Origin of the sequence: Streptomyces lydicus (genome assembly GCF_001729485.1) — a bacterium.
In the GTDB taxonomy this organism is placed as follows: domain Bacteria; phylum Actinomycetota; class Actinomycetes; order Streptomycetales; family Streptomycetaceae; genus Streptomyces; species Streptomyces lydicus_D.
In genome coordinates, this window is sequence record NZ_CP017157.1 from 799,657 (window position 1) to 814,926 (window position 15,270).

General features: G+C 70.1%; 12 protein-coding genes. 7 read left to right on the top strand and 5 right to left on the bottom strand.

Features of this window, described 5'->3' with window-relative positions; genetic code table 11:
• Positions 1–82 precede the first annotated feature (82 nt).
• From SL103_RS03520 to SL103_RS03545, 6 genes are all read left to right on the top strand, one after another.
• Positions 83–592, top strand: a complete 510-nt coding sequence (locus SL103_RS03520) for a hypothetical protein (protein ID WP_069567274.1) — start codon at positions 83–85, stop codon at positions 590–592.
• A 33-nt stretch (positions 593–625) separates the two neighbouring features.
• Positions 626–1,501 carry a TatD family hydrolase gene (locus SL103_RS03525; protein ID WP_069567276.1) on the top strand — a complete coding sequence of 292 codons (876 nt, stop codon included), beginning with the start codon at positions 626–628 and terminating at the stop codon, positions 1,499–1,501.
• 167 nt (positions 1,502–1,668) lie between these two features.
• Positions 1,669–2,823 carry a resuscitation-promoting factor gene (locus SL103_RS03530; protein ID WP_069567278.1) on the top strand — a complete coding sequence of 385 codons (1,155 nt, stop codon included), beginning with the start codon at positions 1,669–1,671 and terminating at the stop codon, positions 2,821–2,823.
• Complete coding sequence (gene rsmA, locus SL103_RS03535; protein ID WP_069567280.1) at positions 2,820–3,698, top strand: 16S rRNA (adenine(1518)-N(6)/adenine(1519)-N(6))-dimethyltransferase RsmA; 879 nt, start codon at positions 2,820–2,822, stop codon at positions 3,696–3,698. The genes SL103_RS03530 and rsmA overlap by 4 nt, the downstream gene beginning before the upstream one ends.
• On the top strand, positions 3,695–4,594 hold the full coding sequence (locus tag SL103_RS03540; RefSeq protein ID WP_069567282.1) for a 4-(cytidine 5'-diphospho)-2-C-methyl-D-erythritol kinase: 900 nt from the start codon (positions 3,695–3,697) through the stop codon (positions 4,592–4,594). Before rsmA ends, SL103_RS03540 begins: the two co-directional genes overlap by 4 nt.
• Before the next feature lie 180 nt (positions 4,595–4,774).
• Positions 4,775–5,338, top strand: a complete 564-nt coding sequence (locus SL103_RS03545; RefSeq protein WP_069567284.1) for a dihydrofolate reductase family protein — start codon at positions 4,775–4,777, stop codon at positions 5,336–5,338.
• A gap of 37 nt (positions 5,339–5,375) precedes the next feature.
• On the opposite strand, the gene SL103_RS03550 is transcribed toward SL103_RS03545, so the two are convergent.
• Complete coding sequence (locus SL103_RS03550) at positions 5,376–6,113, bottom strand: alpha/beta hydrolase family protein (RefSeq protein ID WP_069567286.1); 738 nt, start codon at positions 6,111–6,113, stop codon at positions 5,376–5,378.
• Between the two features lie 132 nt (positions 6,114–6,245).
• On the bottom strand, positions 6,246–6,611 hold the full coding sequence (locus tag SL103_RS03555; RefSeq protein WP_069573357.1) for a hypothetical protein: 366 nt from the start codon (positions 6,609–6,611) through the stop codon (positions 6,246–6,248).
• 195 nt (positions 6,612–6,806) lie between these two features.
• Between SL103_RS03555 and SL103_RS03560 the strand changes: the two genes are divergently transcribed.
• Positions 6,807–8,606 carry an ABC-F family ATP-binding cassette domain-containing protein gene (locus tag SL103_RS03560; RefSeq protein WP_069567288.1) on the top strand — a complete coding sequence of 600 codons (1,800 nt, stop codon included), beginning with the start codon at positions 6,807–6,809 and terminating at the stop codon, positions 8,604–8,606.
• A 766-nt stretch (positions 8,607–9,372) separates the two neighbouring features.
• On the opposite strand, the gene SL103_RS39150 is transcribed toward SL103_RS03560, so the two are convergent.
• Genes SL103_RS39150 through SL103_RS03575 form a run of 3 tightly spaced genes read right to left on the bottom strand, consistent with a single transcriptional unit; the run spans position 9,373 to position 15,190 of the window.
• On the bottom strand, positions 9,373–14,145 hold the full coding sequence (locus SL103_RS39150) for a putative T7SS-secreted protein (RefSeq protein ID WP_079145544.1): 4,773 nt from the start codon (positions 14,143–14,145) through the stop codon (positions 9,373–9,375).
• Positions 14,142–14,765: a hypothetical protein gene (locus SL103_RS03570; RefSeq protein WP_244303832.1), complete on the bottom strand. Its 624-nt coding sequence runs from the start codon at positions 14,763–14,765 to the stop codon at positions 14,142–14,144. Before SL103_RS03570 ends, SL103_RS39150 begins: the two co-directional genes overlap by 4 nt.
• 2 nt (positions 14,766–14,767) lie before the next feature.
• Complete coding sequence (locus SL103_RS03575) at positions 14,768–15,190, bottom strand: SseB family protein (protein ID WP_079145545.1); 423 nt, start codon at positions 15,188–15,190, stop codon at positions 14,768–14,770.
• Positions 15,191–15,270: the final 80 nt, after the last annotated feature.

The following is a 15,270-nucleotide window of genomic DNA, read 5'->3' on the forward strand; positions in this document are numbered from 1 at the left end:
CGTCGCGGCCGGGAAAGGCGTCCACTGGGTGAGGGAACGAACCGTTCCCGAAGACCTTGTCCAGCGGACAAGAGGAGCGCACATGAGCGATATCGCCAAGACCACCGGCGCACCCACGACCAGCGACGCCCACCCCCGGCCCGAGCCCGCAGCCCACGAGGCGTACTCCTTCGCCTGCATGAGGTGCGGCCACGGCTGGGAGCAGGCGTACGAGATAGTCCACCAGCTCGACGGCAAGGGCGAGCTGCACGTCGTCTACTACGCGGACGGCGAGCGGGTGCCCTCACCGCTGAGCCATCCCGACTGCCTCAAGTGCAGCAGCGACGTCGTCCGCATCATGCGCTCCGGCCAGGTCTCGATGGTCTCCGACGCGATCGCGCACCTGCACCAGCGCCAGCCCGGCAACGGCCGGACCGCGAAGCACGACCGGCACGACAAGCACGGGAAGCCCGAGGAAAGCGCCGACGGAACGGCGTCTGCCGCAGCGGCTCGGGGGCGCACCGGCAGCACCGCCGAGGACGGCCCGGACACCGGCAAGCACCACTGGCACCTCTCCGACCTGCTGCACCCCTTCCAGCACCACCGCCGGTGAGGCCCCGGCCGCGGTCCTCGTAGGATCGCGGCCATGGCACCGCAGGACAAGAACACCCCGCCGCCGCTGCCCGAGCCCCTTCGGGTGGCGGTCGCGGACTCGCACACCCACCTGGACATGCAGGAGAGCACCGTCGAGGAGGCGCTCGCCAAGGCCGCCTTCGTCGGGGTGACCACCGTGGTCCAGGTGGGCTGCGACCTGGCCGGCTCCCGGTGGGCCGCGGACACCGCGGCCGCGCACGACGCCGTACGCGCCACCGTGGCCCTGCACCCCAACGAAGCGCCCCGGATCGTGCTCGGCGACCCCGATGGCTGGTCGCGGCAGGGAGCCCGGGAGCCCGGCGGGGACGCCGCCCTGGACGCCGCGCTCGCCGAGATCGACGCGCTGGCCGCCCTGCCGCACGTCCACGGCGTCGGCGAGACCGGTCTGGACTACTTCCGCACCGGCCCGGACGGCATGGCGGCCCAGGAACGGTCCTTCCGCGCCCACATCGAGATCGCCAAGCGGCACGACAAGGCCCTGGTCATCCACGACCGCGAGGCCCACGACGACGTGCTGCGGATCCTGCGCGAGGAGGGCGCGCCCGAGCGGACCGTCTTCCACTGCTACTCCGGCGACGCCGCGATGGCCGAGATCTGCGCCGACGCCGGCTACTTCATGTCCTTCGCCGGCAACGTCACCTTCAAGAACGCCCAGCCGCTGCGCGACGCCCTCGCCGTCGCCCCGGCCGAACTGGTCCTCGTCGAGACCGACGCCCCCTTCCTCACCCCCGCCCCGTACCGCGGACGGGCCAACGCCCCGTACCTCATTCCGGTCACCCTGCGGGCGATGGCCGAGGTCAAGGGGCTGACGGAGGACGAGCTGGCCACCGCGATCGCGGCGAACACCGCCCGCGCCTTCGGTTACTGAGCCGCGGGCCGGCCGGCGGCACCGCACCACGCCCGCGATCCGGTCGACCGCGCGGCCATCCGGGGTACCCCGAAATGACCACTTTCCGTACCGGTGTGACTTTGGCGAGGTATCCCCGCTCCGCTACATTCCGCCCGTCAACCGCATCCGGGCATGTGGAGCGCGCCGTGAGCCATGCACCAAGCACCCACCGCGCCGCGCGCAGCCGTCGCAGGCGCCGCGCCGGGCACCCCGATGCCCTGCGCCGGCTGCTGCCCCGGGCCGTGGTCGTCGCCTTCCTCGCCGGCGGCACCACCGCCTTCATCGCGCACGACAAGGCCGTCCGGCTCACCGTCGACGGCACCCCGCGCACCCTGCACACCTTCGCCCACGGCGTCGACGACCTGCTGGCCGACGAGCACCTCCGCATCGGGGCCCACGACATCGTCGCGCCCGCCCCCGGCACCGAGCTGACCAGCGGCGACGAGGTCGTCGTACGGCACGGACGGCCGGTCGTGCTCACCATCGACGGCCGCCGCCGCACCGTGTGGACCACCGCCGGCACCGTTGCCGAAACGCTCCGCCAGCTCGGCGTCCGCGCCGAGGGCGCCTACCTGTCGACCTCCCGCTCCCGCCGGATCGAGCGGCACGGCATGGAACTGGCGGTCCGCACCGAACGCTCGGTGGTCTTCCTCGCCGACGGCCGCGAATACCGCGTCCGCACCAACGCCGCCACCGTCCGCGAGGCGCTCGCCGAGGCCGGCCTCGGGCTGCGCGACCAGGACACCACCTCGGTGCCGCCGGACAGCTTCCCGCGCGAGGGCCAGACCGTCTCCGTCCTGCGCATCACCGGCTCCAAAGAGGTCCGGGAGGAACCCGTCCCCTTCCGCACCGTCCACCGGCCCGACCCCACGCTGACCCGCGGGACCGTCTCCGTCGTGCAGCAGGGACGCCCCGGCGTGCGGCGGGTCACCTACCGGCTGCGCACCGTCAACGGCGTCAAGCAGAAGCCGAAACGATTGCGCACCGAGGTCGTGCGCGCCGCGCGGCCGCAGATCGTGCACCTCGGCACCCGCGCGCTGCCCCGCGCGGTGCGCGGCGCCGAGCACCTCGCCTGGGGCGCGCTGGCCCGCTGCGAGGCGGGCGGCCGCCCGGACGCGGTCGACTCCTCGGGCACCTACGGCGGCCTCTACCAGTTCGATGCCGCCACCTGGCACGCCCTCGGCGGCCGGGGCCGCCCGCAGGACGCCCCCGCCGAGGAGCAGACCTACCGGGCCAAGAAGCTGTACATCACCCGGGGGGCGACTCCCTGGCCGGTGTGCGGCCGTAAGCTTCACGGGTGAGCAACAGCAGCACCGACGACTCCGGCCCCCTCCTCGGGCCCTCCGACATCCGCGAGCTGGCCGGCGCGCTGGGGGTTCGTCCCACCAAGCAGCGCGGCCAGAACTTCGTCATCGACGCCAACACCGTCCGCCGGATCGTGCGGACCGCGGAGGTCCGTCCCGATGACGTCGTCGTCGAGATCGGACCGGGCCTGGGCTCGCTGACCCTGGGACTGCTGGAGTCCGCGGACCGGGTCATCGCCGTCGAGATCGACGAGGTGCTGGCCGCCGCGCTGCCGAGCACCGTCGCCGCCCGGCTGCCCGCCCGCGCCGACCGCTTCGCGCTGGTGCACAGCGACGCGATGCACGTCACGGAGCTGCCCGGCCCCGAGCCGACCGCGCTCGTCGCGAACCTCCCCTACAACGTGGCGGTGCCGGTGCTGCTGCACATGCTCGCCACCTTCCCGAGCATCGACCGCACCCTGGTCATGGTCCAGTCCGAGGTCGCCGACCGGCTGGCCGCCCGCCCCGGCAACAAGGTCTACGGCGTCCCCTCGGTCAAGGCCAACTGGTACGCGGACGTCAAGCGGGCCGGTGCCATCGGCCGCAACGTCTTCTGGCCGGCGCCCAACGTCGACTCCGGCCTGGTCTCCCTCGTCCGCCGCGACAAGCCGGTCGAGACCTCGGCGACCCGCGACCAGGTCTTCGCCGTCGTCGACGCCGCGTTCGCGCAGCGCCGCAAGACGCTGCGGGCCGCGCTGGCGGGCTGGGCCGGCTCGGCCGCCGCGGCGGAGGCCGCGCTGGTCGCCGCCGGTATCTCGCCGCAGGCCCGCGGGGAGGCGCTGACGGTGGAGGAGTTCGCACGGATCGCGGAGATGCGGGAGGCAGGCAAGTGACGCAGTCGGTGACCGTACGCGTCCCCGCGAAGGTCAATGTGCAGCTGGCGGTGGGCGCGGCCCGCCCGGACGGCTTCCACGACCTGGCGAACGTCTTCCTCGCGGTCGGCCTCCACGACGAGGTCACCGCCACCCCCGCGGACACCCTGCGGATCACCGCCGAGGGCCACGACGTCGACCAGATCCCGCTGGACCGGACGAACCTGGCGGCCCGCGCCGCCGAACTGCTCGCGGCCCGCCACGGCATCGAGCCGCGGGTGCACCTCCACATCGCCAAGGACATCCCCGTCGCCGGCGGCATGGCCGGCGGCAGCGCGGACGCCGCCGGCGCGCTGCTGGCCTGCGACGCCCTCTGGTCGACGGGCGCCTCCCGCGACGAACTCCTGGACATCTGCGCCGAGTTGGGCAGCGACGTACCCTTCAGCCTGGTCGGCGGGGCGGCCCTGGGCCGCGGCCGCGGCGAACTGCTGACCCCGCTCACCGTCGGCGGCGCCTTCCACTGGGTCTTCGCGGTCGCCGACGGCGGACTGGCCACACCGGCCGTCTACCGCGAGTTCGACCGGCTGACGGCCGGGACCGACGTACCCGCCCCCGAGGCCAACCCCCGGCTGCTGGCCGCCCTGGAGAGCGGCGACGCCACCGCCCTCGCCGCGGCCCTCGCCAACGACCTGCAGCCCGCCGCCCTCTCGCTGCGCCCCGCACTGACCGCCACGCTGGAGGCCGGCACCGCCGCCGGCGCCCTGGCCGCACTGGTCTCCGGCTCGGGCCCGACCACCGCCTTCCTCGTCAAGGACGCGGAGGCGGCCCGGGAGGTGGCGGCGGCGCTCCTGGCATCCGGCACCTGCCGCCAGGTACGGGTCGCGGACTCGCCGGCGGTGGGGGCCACGGTCCTTTAGGGCGGGTCCTCGGCGCGCGGGTCCTCTCGCGCGACGGCTTCTGCCGTACCCCGGCGCGCCGGGGGAGGGCGGCCCGTGGACCACGGCCGGTGGCTCGGCCCGGGGGACCCCGCGAGCCGCTACCCGCTGTGCGGTGTTCAGCAGCCGTACTGTCGAAGCCGTCACCGAGGAGGGCTTCCGATGCGCAGCGTGACCTATTCGATGAGCGTCTCACTCGACGGCTACATCGTCGGACCGGACGGCGGCTTCGACTGGTCGGAACCGGACGACGACGTCTTCCGCTTCTGGATCGACGAGATCCGGGAGGTCGGCGTCCACCTGATGGGACGACGGCTGTACGAGACGATGCTGTACTGGGAGACCGCCGATCAGGACCCCTCGCTCGACGACGCCATGCTCGAATGGACCGCGCTCTGGAAGCCGCTCCCGAAGGTGGTGTTCTCCACCACGCTGTCGGAGGTGCGGGGCAATGCCCGCCTGGCTTCCGGCGGCCTGGTGGAGGAGATCGAGCGGTTGCGGGCCGAGCCGGGGGACGGCGACATCGCGATCGGCGGCGCCACCCTCGCCGCCGAAGCGGCCGCGTCGGGTCTGATCGACGAGTACCGGGCCATGGTCCACCCGGTGCTGGTCGGCGGTGGCATCTCGTTCTTCCCCCGGCACGAGCGCCGGGTGGATCTCGAACTCGTCGAGACCCGCACCTTCAGCTCACGAGTCGTCTACCTCCGCCACCGCGTGGCGCGCTGACCGGCCCGTCCGCCGAGCCCCGGGAGAACGGGGCTTGCTAGCTCCCGGCCGCCGCGGCCAGTACCTCCGCCACCAACTGTCCCGCCCGTAGCGCGGGTTCCGCGGTCGTCGGCAGGCAGCGGTCCGACGCCGGGTCGTACGCCGTCATGATCACGCCGGCGTGGTCGGTGTCCGGCTCCTGGAGCGTCACCGGCCGGCCCGCCGTACGCAGTGCCTCGGCCAGCTCGCGGGAGCAGCGGGGGTCCACCACGGTGTCCCGGCCGCCGTGCACCAGGTGGACCGGGACGGCCGGGTCCAGGCCGTCGGCGACGTCGGCCAGCGAGCCCTCGCCGGTGGTGATCGCCGGCAGGTCGTAGCGGCCCGCGACGCCGACCACCGCGGCGGGCCGCCACCCGCCGGCGACCTCGGGCCGCAGCGCGACGCCCAGCGCCGCGCCCGCCCCGGCCGACCAGCCGGCCAGCACGAGCGACTCCCCGTCACCGCCCAGCCCGGCCGCCCCCGCGCGGACGAACGCCAGCGACTCCAGCAGCTGCGACCGGCCGCGGTCCGCGGCGTCCGAGGCCCAGTCCGGTACGAGCACCAGCAGTCCCCGTGCCGCGGCCGTCCGGGCCAGCGGTTCCAGGACGTCCCGCTCGTCGGGGCCGATGCCGTGCCAGAGCAGCACGGTCCCCGCCGGCCGGGCCGCCGCCGGGCGGTACACGTCCAGCCGCTTGCCGCCCGGGCCGTAGACCAGCCCCCGTACCGTCTCCACCGCCGTGCCTGTGTCGGATGTCATGTACGGGACGCTAGCGGACGGGCGGCCGCGCTCGCCGGGCGCCCGCCGTGCGGTGCCAGGCGACCTCCTCAGGCGCCCGCGACGACCGGCGACCTCCGTCAGGCGCCCGCGATGCGACGCCCGGCGACCTTCTCAGGCGCCCGCGATGCCCAGCGACACCAGCCAGGCGAGGGCCAGCACGCAGGGCGCGGCGAGCAGGCAGACCACACCCGCCGTGCGCCGGCTGCCGATGCCGATGACGGTCAGCACCGCGGCCGTGACGGCGGCGGCGACCGGCAGGAAGGCGACGGTCTGCTGGCCGCCCGTCGAGCAGATCGGGCGGGCGTCGCCCTCGAAGCAGTTGTCGCTGGCCATGACGAACAGCGGCACGATCACCGCGGTGAGCCCGGCGCCCACCAGCAGGAGCAGGCCGACGACGAGACGGCCCAGGACGGCGCCCATCCCGTGCCGGGGCCCGTCGAGGGGCGGGAGCACGGCCGGTGCCTGGTCGTTGTTCATGGTGCAAAAGGTATGCCCGCCGCAGGCCGCCGCCATGGGTACGGCTACTCATCGGACACCCAGGTGCCGGCCCGCGCCGGGGGCACCGGCTACCCAGCTGCCGGTCCGCGGTGGTGGGGACCTCCGCTCCGGGTCGGAGGCTTCCGCGCGCCGACTAGGCTGGGAAGGTCGATCGACCCGAAGCGCAGGAGTGAGATGGCCGTCAACCTCGTCAATCTGGAAGCCGTCGGCAAGGTCTACGGAACCCGTGCCCTGCTCGACGGTGTCTCCCTCGGCGTCAACGAGGGGGACCGGATCGGCGTCGTCGGGCGCAACGGCGACGGCAAGACCACCCTGATCCGGATCCTCGCCAAGCTGGAGAGCGCCGACGACGGCCGGGTCACCCACTCCGGCGGCCTGCGGCTCGGGGTGCTGACCCAGCACGACTCCCTCGACCCGGCCGCCACCATCCGCCACGAGGTCATCGGCGACCTCGCCGACCACGAGTGGGCCGGCAACGCCAAGATCCGCGACGTACTGACCGGCCTCTTCGGCGACCTGCACCTGCCGGGCTTCGACAAGGGCCTGGACACCGTCATCGGCCCGCTGTCCGGCGGTGAGCGGCGCCGCATCGCGCTCGCCAAGCTGCTGATCGCCGAGCAGGACCTGATCGTCCTCGACGAGCCCACCAACCACCTCGACGTCGAAGGTATCTCCTGGCTGGCGCGGCACCTCCAGGTCCGCCGCTCCGCCCTGGTCGTCGTCACCCACGACCGGTGGTTCCTCGACCAGGTCTGCACGCGGATGTGGGACGTCCAGCGCGGCGACGTCCACGAGTACGAGGGTGGCTACAGCGACTACGTCTTCGCGCGGGCCGAGCGGGAGCGGATCGCGGCCTCCGAGGAGACCAAGCGGCAGAACATGATGCGCAAGGAGCTGGCCTGGCTCCGGCGCGGCGCCCCGGCCCGTACGAGCAAGCCCCGCTTCCGGATCGAGGCCGCCAACGAGCTGATCGCCGATGTGCCGCCGCCGCGGGACAGTGCCGAGCTGATGAAGTTCGCCAGCTCGCGGCTCGGCAAGACCGTCTTCGACCTGGAGGACGTCACCGTCCAGGCCGGGCCGAAGGTCCTCCTCAAGCACCTGACCTGGCAGCTGGGGCCGGGCGACCGGATCGGCCTGGTCGGCGTCAACGGCGCCGGCAAGACCTCGCTGCTGCGGGCACTGGCCGACGCGGCCCGCACCCACGGCGAGACGCAGCCCGCCGGTGGCCGGATCGCGGTCGGCAAGACCGTCAAGCTGGCCTACCTGTCGCAGGAGGTCGCCGAACTCGACCCCACCTGGCGGGTCCTGGAGGCCGTCCAGCAGGTGCGGGACCGGGTCGACCTGGGCAAGGGCCGGGAGATGACCGCGGGCCAGCTGTGCGAGAAGTTCGGCTTCACCAAGGAGAAGCAGTGGACGCCGGTCGGCGACCTGTCCGGCGGTGAACGCCGCCGCCTGCAGATCCTCCGCCTCCTCATGGACGAGCCCAACGTCCTCTTCCTGGACGAGCCCACCAACGACCTCGACATCGAGACCCTGACCCAGCTGGAGGACCTGCTCGACGGCTGGCCCGGCTCCCTCATCGTCATCAGCCACGACCGGTACTTCATCGAGCGCACCACCGACCGCGTCCAGGCCCTGCTGGGCGACGCCACACTGCGGATGCTGCCGCGCGGCCTGGACGAGTACCTGGAACGCCGCCAGAAGGTCATCGAGGCCGCCACACCGTCCCCCGCACCACAGGCCACACCCCCCAAGAAGGCCGCCGCCGTCAACCGCGCCGCCCAGAAGGAACTCCAGAAGATCGAACGCCAGTTGGACAAGCTCGGCGACAAGGAGAGCAAACTCCACGCCCAGATCGCCGAAAACGCCACCGACTTCGAAAAGGTAGCCGGCCTCGACGCCCAACTCCGAGAGCTCACCGCGGAGAAGGACGAGCTGGAAATGCGGTGGCTGGAGCTGGCGGAGGGGGCGTAGGGGGCCGGACCGACGCCGTATGGGCGTGGCGGCGCCCCCTTGGAGAGCAGCCGGTCACCGCGACAAGAGTCTTCCGGCCAGCAGTGATCGGCGGTACTTCAGAACCGGCCAGCATCCGCCCCTCCGGCTTCCTGTGCCCCTCCGAATCGTGCCCGCCTCATCGGCGAGAGCTGCAAGTGGATGGACCGTGGATATTTTGCCAGCTCCGCAGAGTCAGCTTCCGTGACATTCCCGCTCGCGGAGGAATAGGACCAGTCGCAGAAAGTCCCGATCTGACCTTCTGTCGTACCTCCGTCCACATTGCAGATGGCAGATTTCCCGTTTCGCCGGAATGAATTCCTTATCCACTATGGAACCTTGCTCTGTGAAAAAGGTGAGATCCACTCAAAAGTGGTACCTCTTGCTATTTGGGATCGATCTTTGATTTTTCACGCTCATAGCACTCGACGGCCCAGCCTTCCCTGTCCATGAGGCTCTCCCAGAATCCGGGAGTCAACCAAGGAGCGGGGCAGATGGAAATCCCGCCATGTGCGTCGATGAAGGTATTCCAAGTCGGAGGGATTTCGGCTTGTGAGACTTCGAAGAGTCGGGTGTCGAATAGCCCCGGGAGCTCCTGAGGGATGCTTTCGATGCGCACGTAATTCTGGCCATCAGGCTGGGCATACACTTCAAGTACCGAGTACTCCTTGCCTCGGGTTAGGGAAGACGCTCCTTGGGTGATTTCTTCGTCAAGGGAAGAGGATCCTGTAAATCGTACTTTCACTTTTCAGCCTCCAAGTTTCGCCTTGTAGTCGTACAGAAGAATTTGGCCGGTCTTTTTATTCATGTAGTAGTGAACTTCGAATCCGCCTTGAGGGCTAGAGTATCGCGGCGAGGTGTATTTTCCCCAGTCGCTAAGTTTTCCGGGCTGCTGGTGCAGCAACCCACCTTCGCCGGTTAGGTGAGGATTTCCTAGTCTATCTCCTGAAATGATCAACCTGGAGTCCTTGATCGCCTGATCGGTTAGGAATCCATCTTCGCGGAACGGAGAGCTGGCTGATTCGTGGCGCAGTTGTTCTGCGAGCTGCTGCGCATCCATGGAGCCGTGATTGTAATTCCCGAATTCATCCTTCCCTGCTTTCCCTAGATCGTTCAGGGAGGGGCGTCCGGGCTCGCACTTGAGCCCCATTGGGTCTACTGATGTGTGAGGATTTCCCACATAAGTAGAGGGGTTAGGTGACGGGCTCAGGCCGAGCGGATCAGGGGACGAATAGCGGTACGCATTTGGATCGTAATAGCGGTGGAAGTTGTAATGTAGTTGAGTTTCGGAGTCGAAATATTGGCCGGGGAAGCGGAGGGGAGTGTAGCCCGTGGCGCGACGGTTCCAGGTTGTGGCGCCCCAGAGGGTGCTGCGGGAGCGCCAGGCGATGGAGCCATCGGTGTCGATCAGTTCGATTGGAGTGCCGATGAGGTCGGTGGCGATGGCGAAGAATCGTTGGTCGATGTCGAGTCGGGGAGCGTTGATGGACGACGTGGTTTTGCGTTCTGCCTGAGTCAACGGGGATAGACCCCCGTAATCCCAGGTAAGGGAGATTGCTTCACACTCCCCTGGCGTGTAGGTTGATTGTTCGGAGAGTGTTGTGCCGTCCCAAGTAAATTCCGTCTGTTGAGTGACCGATTGGCCGTTCTGCTCTAGGCGCTGCTTCGCTACGCGACGACCTAGGGGGTCGTAGAGGTAGCGCCAAGTAGTGTCGTCAGGGGTGACGACGGACGTGAGGCGGTCTTCCGCATTCCAGGTGTAGCGCCAGGTGTCGGGCTTGCGGGAAACACGAGTCTTCTGGCGGAGGGTTACGCGGCCGAGGGGGTCGTGTTCGTAGCGGATGCGGCCGGCGCGGGTGATGTTGGTGCCGGTGTAGGTGCGGTCGCCGCGGGCTGAGGGGTTGGGGTGGCGGTCGGGCCAGGTGGCGTGGGTTTGGTTGCCGGCTGCGTCGTAGGCGTAGGTCTCGGTCCAGTCGGTGGCGTGGACGGCGGTGACGCGGCCGGCGCGGTCGAGGTCGAAGGTGCGGCGGCCGGTGTGGGAGTCGTCGATGGCCGTGAGGTGGCCGTCGGGGCGGTAGGTGTAGGCGCGCTGGAGGACCTGCTGGACCTCGGTGGCGGGGGTGGTGGGGTTTTGGAGGGTGCCGGTGGCGGTGGTGGTGAGGGATTGGGCGGTGAGGCGGCCGGTGGGGTCCCAGGTGTGGGTGAGCTGGAGGTTGTCGCCGATGGTGCGGGTGAGTTCCTGGCCGGTGGCGTCGTGGTCGAAGGTGAGGACGTGGCCGGCGATGTCCATGGCGGTGCGGTTGCCGGCGGCGTCGTAGGTGTAGGTGGTGGTGTGGCCGGTGGGGGTGGTGCGGGAGGTGCGGCGGCCCAGGGCGTCGTAGGTGAACGTCATGGTGCGGCCGTTGACGGATTCGGCGGTGACGCGGCCGAGGGTGTCGCGGGTGTAGGTGACGGTGGCGTCGGAATTGGCGGCCTGGTGGAGGTTGCCGGAGGTGTCGTGGGTGTAGGTGGTGACGAGGCCCGCGGCGTCCTTGTGTGTGATGCGGCCGAGGATGTCGCGGGTGTAGCTGGTGACCTCGCCGAGGGTGTTGGTACGGGTCCGCAGTTGGCCCGCCGGGTCGTGGGTGTAGGTGAGGGTTCGGTTGTCGAAGTCCGTCTCGGAGGCCAGGCGACCGGCGGGGTCGTAGGTGTAGTTCCAGGTCAGGCCCTGGGGGTTGGCGACCTGGGTGAGGCGGAGTTCGGTGTCGTGGGTGAATTCGTGGCGGACGCCGTCGGGGTCGGTGCGGGCCACCAGGAGGTCGAAGTGGCCGTATTCGTAACGGGTGGTCTGGCCGATGGCGTCGGTGTGTGAGGTGCGGTTGCCTTCGCCGTCGTAGGTCCATTCCTCGGTGGCGCCGGTGGGGTCCATGCGGGCGGCGAGTTTGCCTTCGACGGTCCACACCATGTGGGTGGTCTCGCCCAGGGCGTCGGTGACGGAGGTGGTACGGCCGAAGGCGTCGCGGCGGTAGTGGGTGACCGCGCCGAGGGGGTCGGTGACCGAGAGGGGGAGGCCCGCCTTGTTGCAGTAGAGGTGGGTGGTGTTGCCCAGGGCGTCGGTGAGGGAGGTGAGGTTGCCGCGGGCGTCGTGGGTGTAGCGCGTGGTGGCGCCCGTGGGGTCGGTCGACGAGGTGCGGTTGCCGGCCGCGTCGTAGGTGTGGGTCCAAGTGGTGCCGTCGGGGGCGGTGACGGTCAGCGGGTTGCCGTCGGCGTCGTAGGTGGTGGAGGACGTGGACCCGTCGGGGAGGGTGACAGTGGTCGGCCGGCCGGCGTCGTCGTAGTCGAGGGTGGTGGTGCGGCCCAGGGGGTCCGTGGTGGACAGGATGCGGTGACCGGCGTCGCGGACCGTGCGGGTGGTGGCACCGGTGGCGTCGGTGGTCGCGACGATGTGGTGGTGGTCGTTGACCTGGTAGGTGATGACCTGGCCGAGGGAGTCGCGGTGGTAGTTGGTGCGCAGGCCGGTGAGCGGGTCGGGGTCGCCCCAGGTGAAGGCGCCGCTCAGGTGGCCTGCGATGCCGCCCTGTGAGGTGCAGCGGTCCTGCTCGTCGTAGACGTAGTGGTAGCTGCTGTTGTTGGTGTCGGTCCAGGACGTGATGCGGCCGGCGTCGTCGTAGGTGAAGCGCAGCGGGAGGCCGGAGGAGTTGGTGACGGTGGCCAGGTTGCCGGCCTCGTCGTAGCCGTAGGTGACCAGGAGTTGGTCGCTGCCGTCGGGGGCGGCGCCGGCCAGGTGCAGGGCGGTGATGCGGCCGGCGTCGGTGGTGAGCAGGAGGCGGTAGCCGGCGCTGTGGGTGATGGCGGTCGGGGTGCCGTCGTCGGTGTGGTCGAAGGTGTGGTGGTTGCCGTGCCGGTCGGATATCTCGTCCAGGACGGCGAGGTTGTCGGTGTAGGTGGTGAAGTAGCGGCGGATGCCGGTGACCGGGTCGGCCAGGAGGTAGTCGCCGTCCGGGGTGAGTTCGAGCGGCGCGCCGTCGCCCTCTGCCGGGCGGGTGGGGACGCCGACGGCGGGGTGGGGGTAGAGGAGGAAGTTGCCTTCCTCGCCGATCAGGATGACGCCCTCGGAGTCGATCTCCAGCCGCTGGTCGACCGTGGACATCCAGGTCGGGCCGAACCAGCGGCCGGTGCGGTAGGACGACTCGAAGGTACGGGTGAAGGCGAGCGGGAGGCTGCCGGGCAGGGTGACGTCGGTCTGCGGCAGATGCATCCGGCCGGTGGCCATGTCGATGGGGTCGCTGCCGAAGGTTTTGCACCAGGCGGTGCGCATACGGTCCCGGACGGTGCGCTTGCCGCCCTCCCTCGCGGCAGTACGCGCCGCGCTCTCGGCAGCGTCCTTTGCGCCGGCTTTGGCTGCCCCCTTGGCCAGTCCGCCCGCGCCCTTGCCCCCGACGAGGTTGAGCAGGAAGGCGCCCCACGCGTCGCCGGGGTCGCTGCCCCAGCCCGAGCCGAGCATCCCCTTGGCGGTGTCAATGGGGTGCAGCGGGGCCTTGGCCAGGCCCATGAGCATGGTGGCGGTGTTGTCCGCGAACTTCCAGGGGTGGGTGATGTTGTACGGGTCCAGCGGATTGACCATCCGGCCCAGCTTCAGCGTCTCCGCACCGGCCTTGAGCGCACCGCCCATGACGTGCGCGTTCTCCAGGACGAGCGCCTGACCGCCGTCCTTGAGCGCCGCACCCGCCAGCTCCGTCAGCGCGGGCTTCTCCGGAGCATGGGCCAAGGCCGCCTTGATGGCCCGGCCCGCCCGCTCGGCTGCTTCATTGCGCTGGCTGCGGGCGTCCTTGAGCAGGTCCTGGGCCGCCTCGCGCCCCTCCGCCCCCGGATCCTTCGTCACGACCGGCTCGACCGGCTTCGGGCCCGGGTCCTGGCCCCCTTCGAGCGCGGCGTTGTATGCCTCGGCCTGCGCGTTGTACGTCTCGACGTGAGACTTGTACTCCTCGACCGAACGCCGGGTGGCCTCCACCGCATTGCGGTACTTCTCGATCGCATCAGCCGCCTTGCCCTGCGCCCAAGTGACCGTGTGCGCATATGACTTCAGCGCCTTGGAGGCATCGTCACAGGCGTCGGCGGCATGCATCCACTGCTTGGGATGCATGTCGAACTTCTCACGGAAGGCATCGGCGGCCTTCCCGCTCCAGTGCTGGCCCGAGCCGAGCTTGCGCATCCCGTCGGCCACCCGGTCGAAGGCTGCGGAGAAGTCCTTGAGGTGGGACGCCGACTCGTTGATCTTCTCGGCGTCACCGTGGATGAGTTCCTTGGGGTCCTCGGTCTCGCCCAACTGGCGTTCGTCGACATGTGCGCCCAGGGCACCGGCGACCTCGGCCCCGGTCGAGCGCACGGCGTGCGCCGCATCGTCCAGCCCTACCGTCTCCAGCGCGTCGCCGGCCAGGTCCGAGCCGTGCTCGACCAGTTCGCCCGCACCGCGCTCGATGGCTCCCGTGACCTTGCTCGCGCCCTCGCCGATGGCGTTGAAGGTGTCTCCGACCCAGCTCACTTGTCGTCCCCCTTGCCCTGCGAACCCTTCGGCTCGTGGAACTCCGTCGTCACCCCGGCTCGGTCCCCGTCGAAGGGATGCTTCATCCGGTCAGGGATCGACTCGACGTCCGCCGCCAGGTCCTCTCCCGCCCGCAGCATCTGCCCATGCGCCTCCTTCGACTCCTTGGAGGTCGGGTCGAAGTCCGGGTTCGCGACCTGGGTGATCGGGTTGTCCCCGCCGATCTGGCTCCAGGACCTCTTGTGCAGCTGCTCGGCGCTCAGGCTCGGGTCGCCCATCGCCGCGTTCACGGTCTGCTTCAGCGCGTCCGAGACGTACTGCTCCTGCTCGTAGTAGAGACCGGCGGTAAGGCCCAGCTTCTTGGAGAATTCGTTGGCGTCCTGCATCAGGGTGCGGACACCCCAACCCCAGCGGTCGCAGAAGGAATCCAGGACGGCGGCCAGACCGTCATCTCCGCATTCCATGCCGTCCAGGGACAATTTGTCGAAACCGCGGCCCAGTTGGGCCTCCACATCAAAGCCCAGCTCTTTGAGTTCTGCGGTGGCCGCTTTGATTCCCTTGGTGAGCTGCTCAAAAGCCTCCGGCTCGAGCTGATACCCGTTTCCCCCCACCAGGCCCATTTCTACGCCTTCCCCCTGAACGACGCATCGGCGTCCGGTATGTCAGTCGTGGCTCCATCCATGGCCGCGCTGTCGGGCACGATTCCGGCCATCGGCGGGAACAGCGCACCCTGTTCACTGCCCGCATCCAGAGCCACCCCCGTCGGCCCCTCGATCGCGGGTATCAGCACGTCAAGGACGCGAGCCCCGGACGCGGTCACATACCGCCACTCCGTGCCGGGCTCGCCGCCACGGGACAGGGCGAAACGGGCCAGCGCGTCCTCGTCGGTGAAGGCACAGAGCCAGCGGATGCCGCCCGACTCCGTCGAGAGGAGTGTGTCGTCGGCCGTCGGAATCAGGACATGGGTGCGCCGGAACTCGCCTACCAGCGCTGCCGGATTCGGCTGTCCTGCATGAACTGCCGCTACTTCGTCGGCCAATGACATGGCGGGCCCTCCCCCGAATTTCACCTCATCTGCTCAGACCACCTTGGCATACGGCACTGACAACGCCGACGGGGGTATTC

Excerpts from the sequence above, each read along its gene's own strand:
- SL103_RS03520 (WP_069567274.1), top strand. The coding sequence starts at position 83 with ATGAGCGATATCGCCAAGACCACCGGCGCACCCACGACCAGCGACGCC.
- SL103_RS03525 (WP_069567276.1), top strand. The coding sequence starts at position 626 with ATGGCACCGCAGGACAAGAACACCCCGCCGCCGCTGCCCGAGCCCCTT.
- SL103_RS03545 (WP_069567284.1), top strand. The coding sequence starts at position 4,775 with ATGCGCAGCGTGACCTATTCGATGAGCGTCTCACTCGACGGCTACATC.
- SL103_RS03550 (WP_069567286.1), bottom strand. The coding sequence starts at position 6,113 with ATGACATCCGACACAGGCACGGCGGTGGAGACGGTACGGGGGCTGGTC.
- SL103_RS03555 (WP_069573357.1), bottom strand. The coding sequence starts at position 6,611 with ATGAACAACGACCAGGCACCGGCCGTGCTCCCGCCCCTCGACGGGCCC.
- SL103_RS03560 (WP_069567288.1), top strand. The coding sequence starts at position 6,807 with ATGGCCGTCAACCTCGTCAATCTGGAAGCCGTCGGCAAGGTCTACGGA.
- SL103_RS03570 (WP_244303832.1), bottom strand. The coding sequence starts at position 14,765 with ATGGGCCTGGTGGGGGGAAACGGGTATCAGCTCGAGCCGGAGGCTTTT.
- SL103_RS03575 (WP_079145545.1), bottom strand. The coding sequence starts at position 15,190 with ATGTCATTGGCCGACGAAGTAGCGGCAGTTCATGCAGGACAGCCGAAT.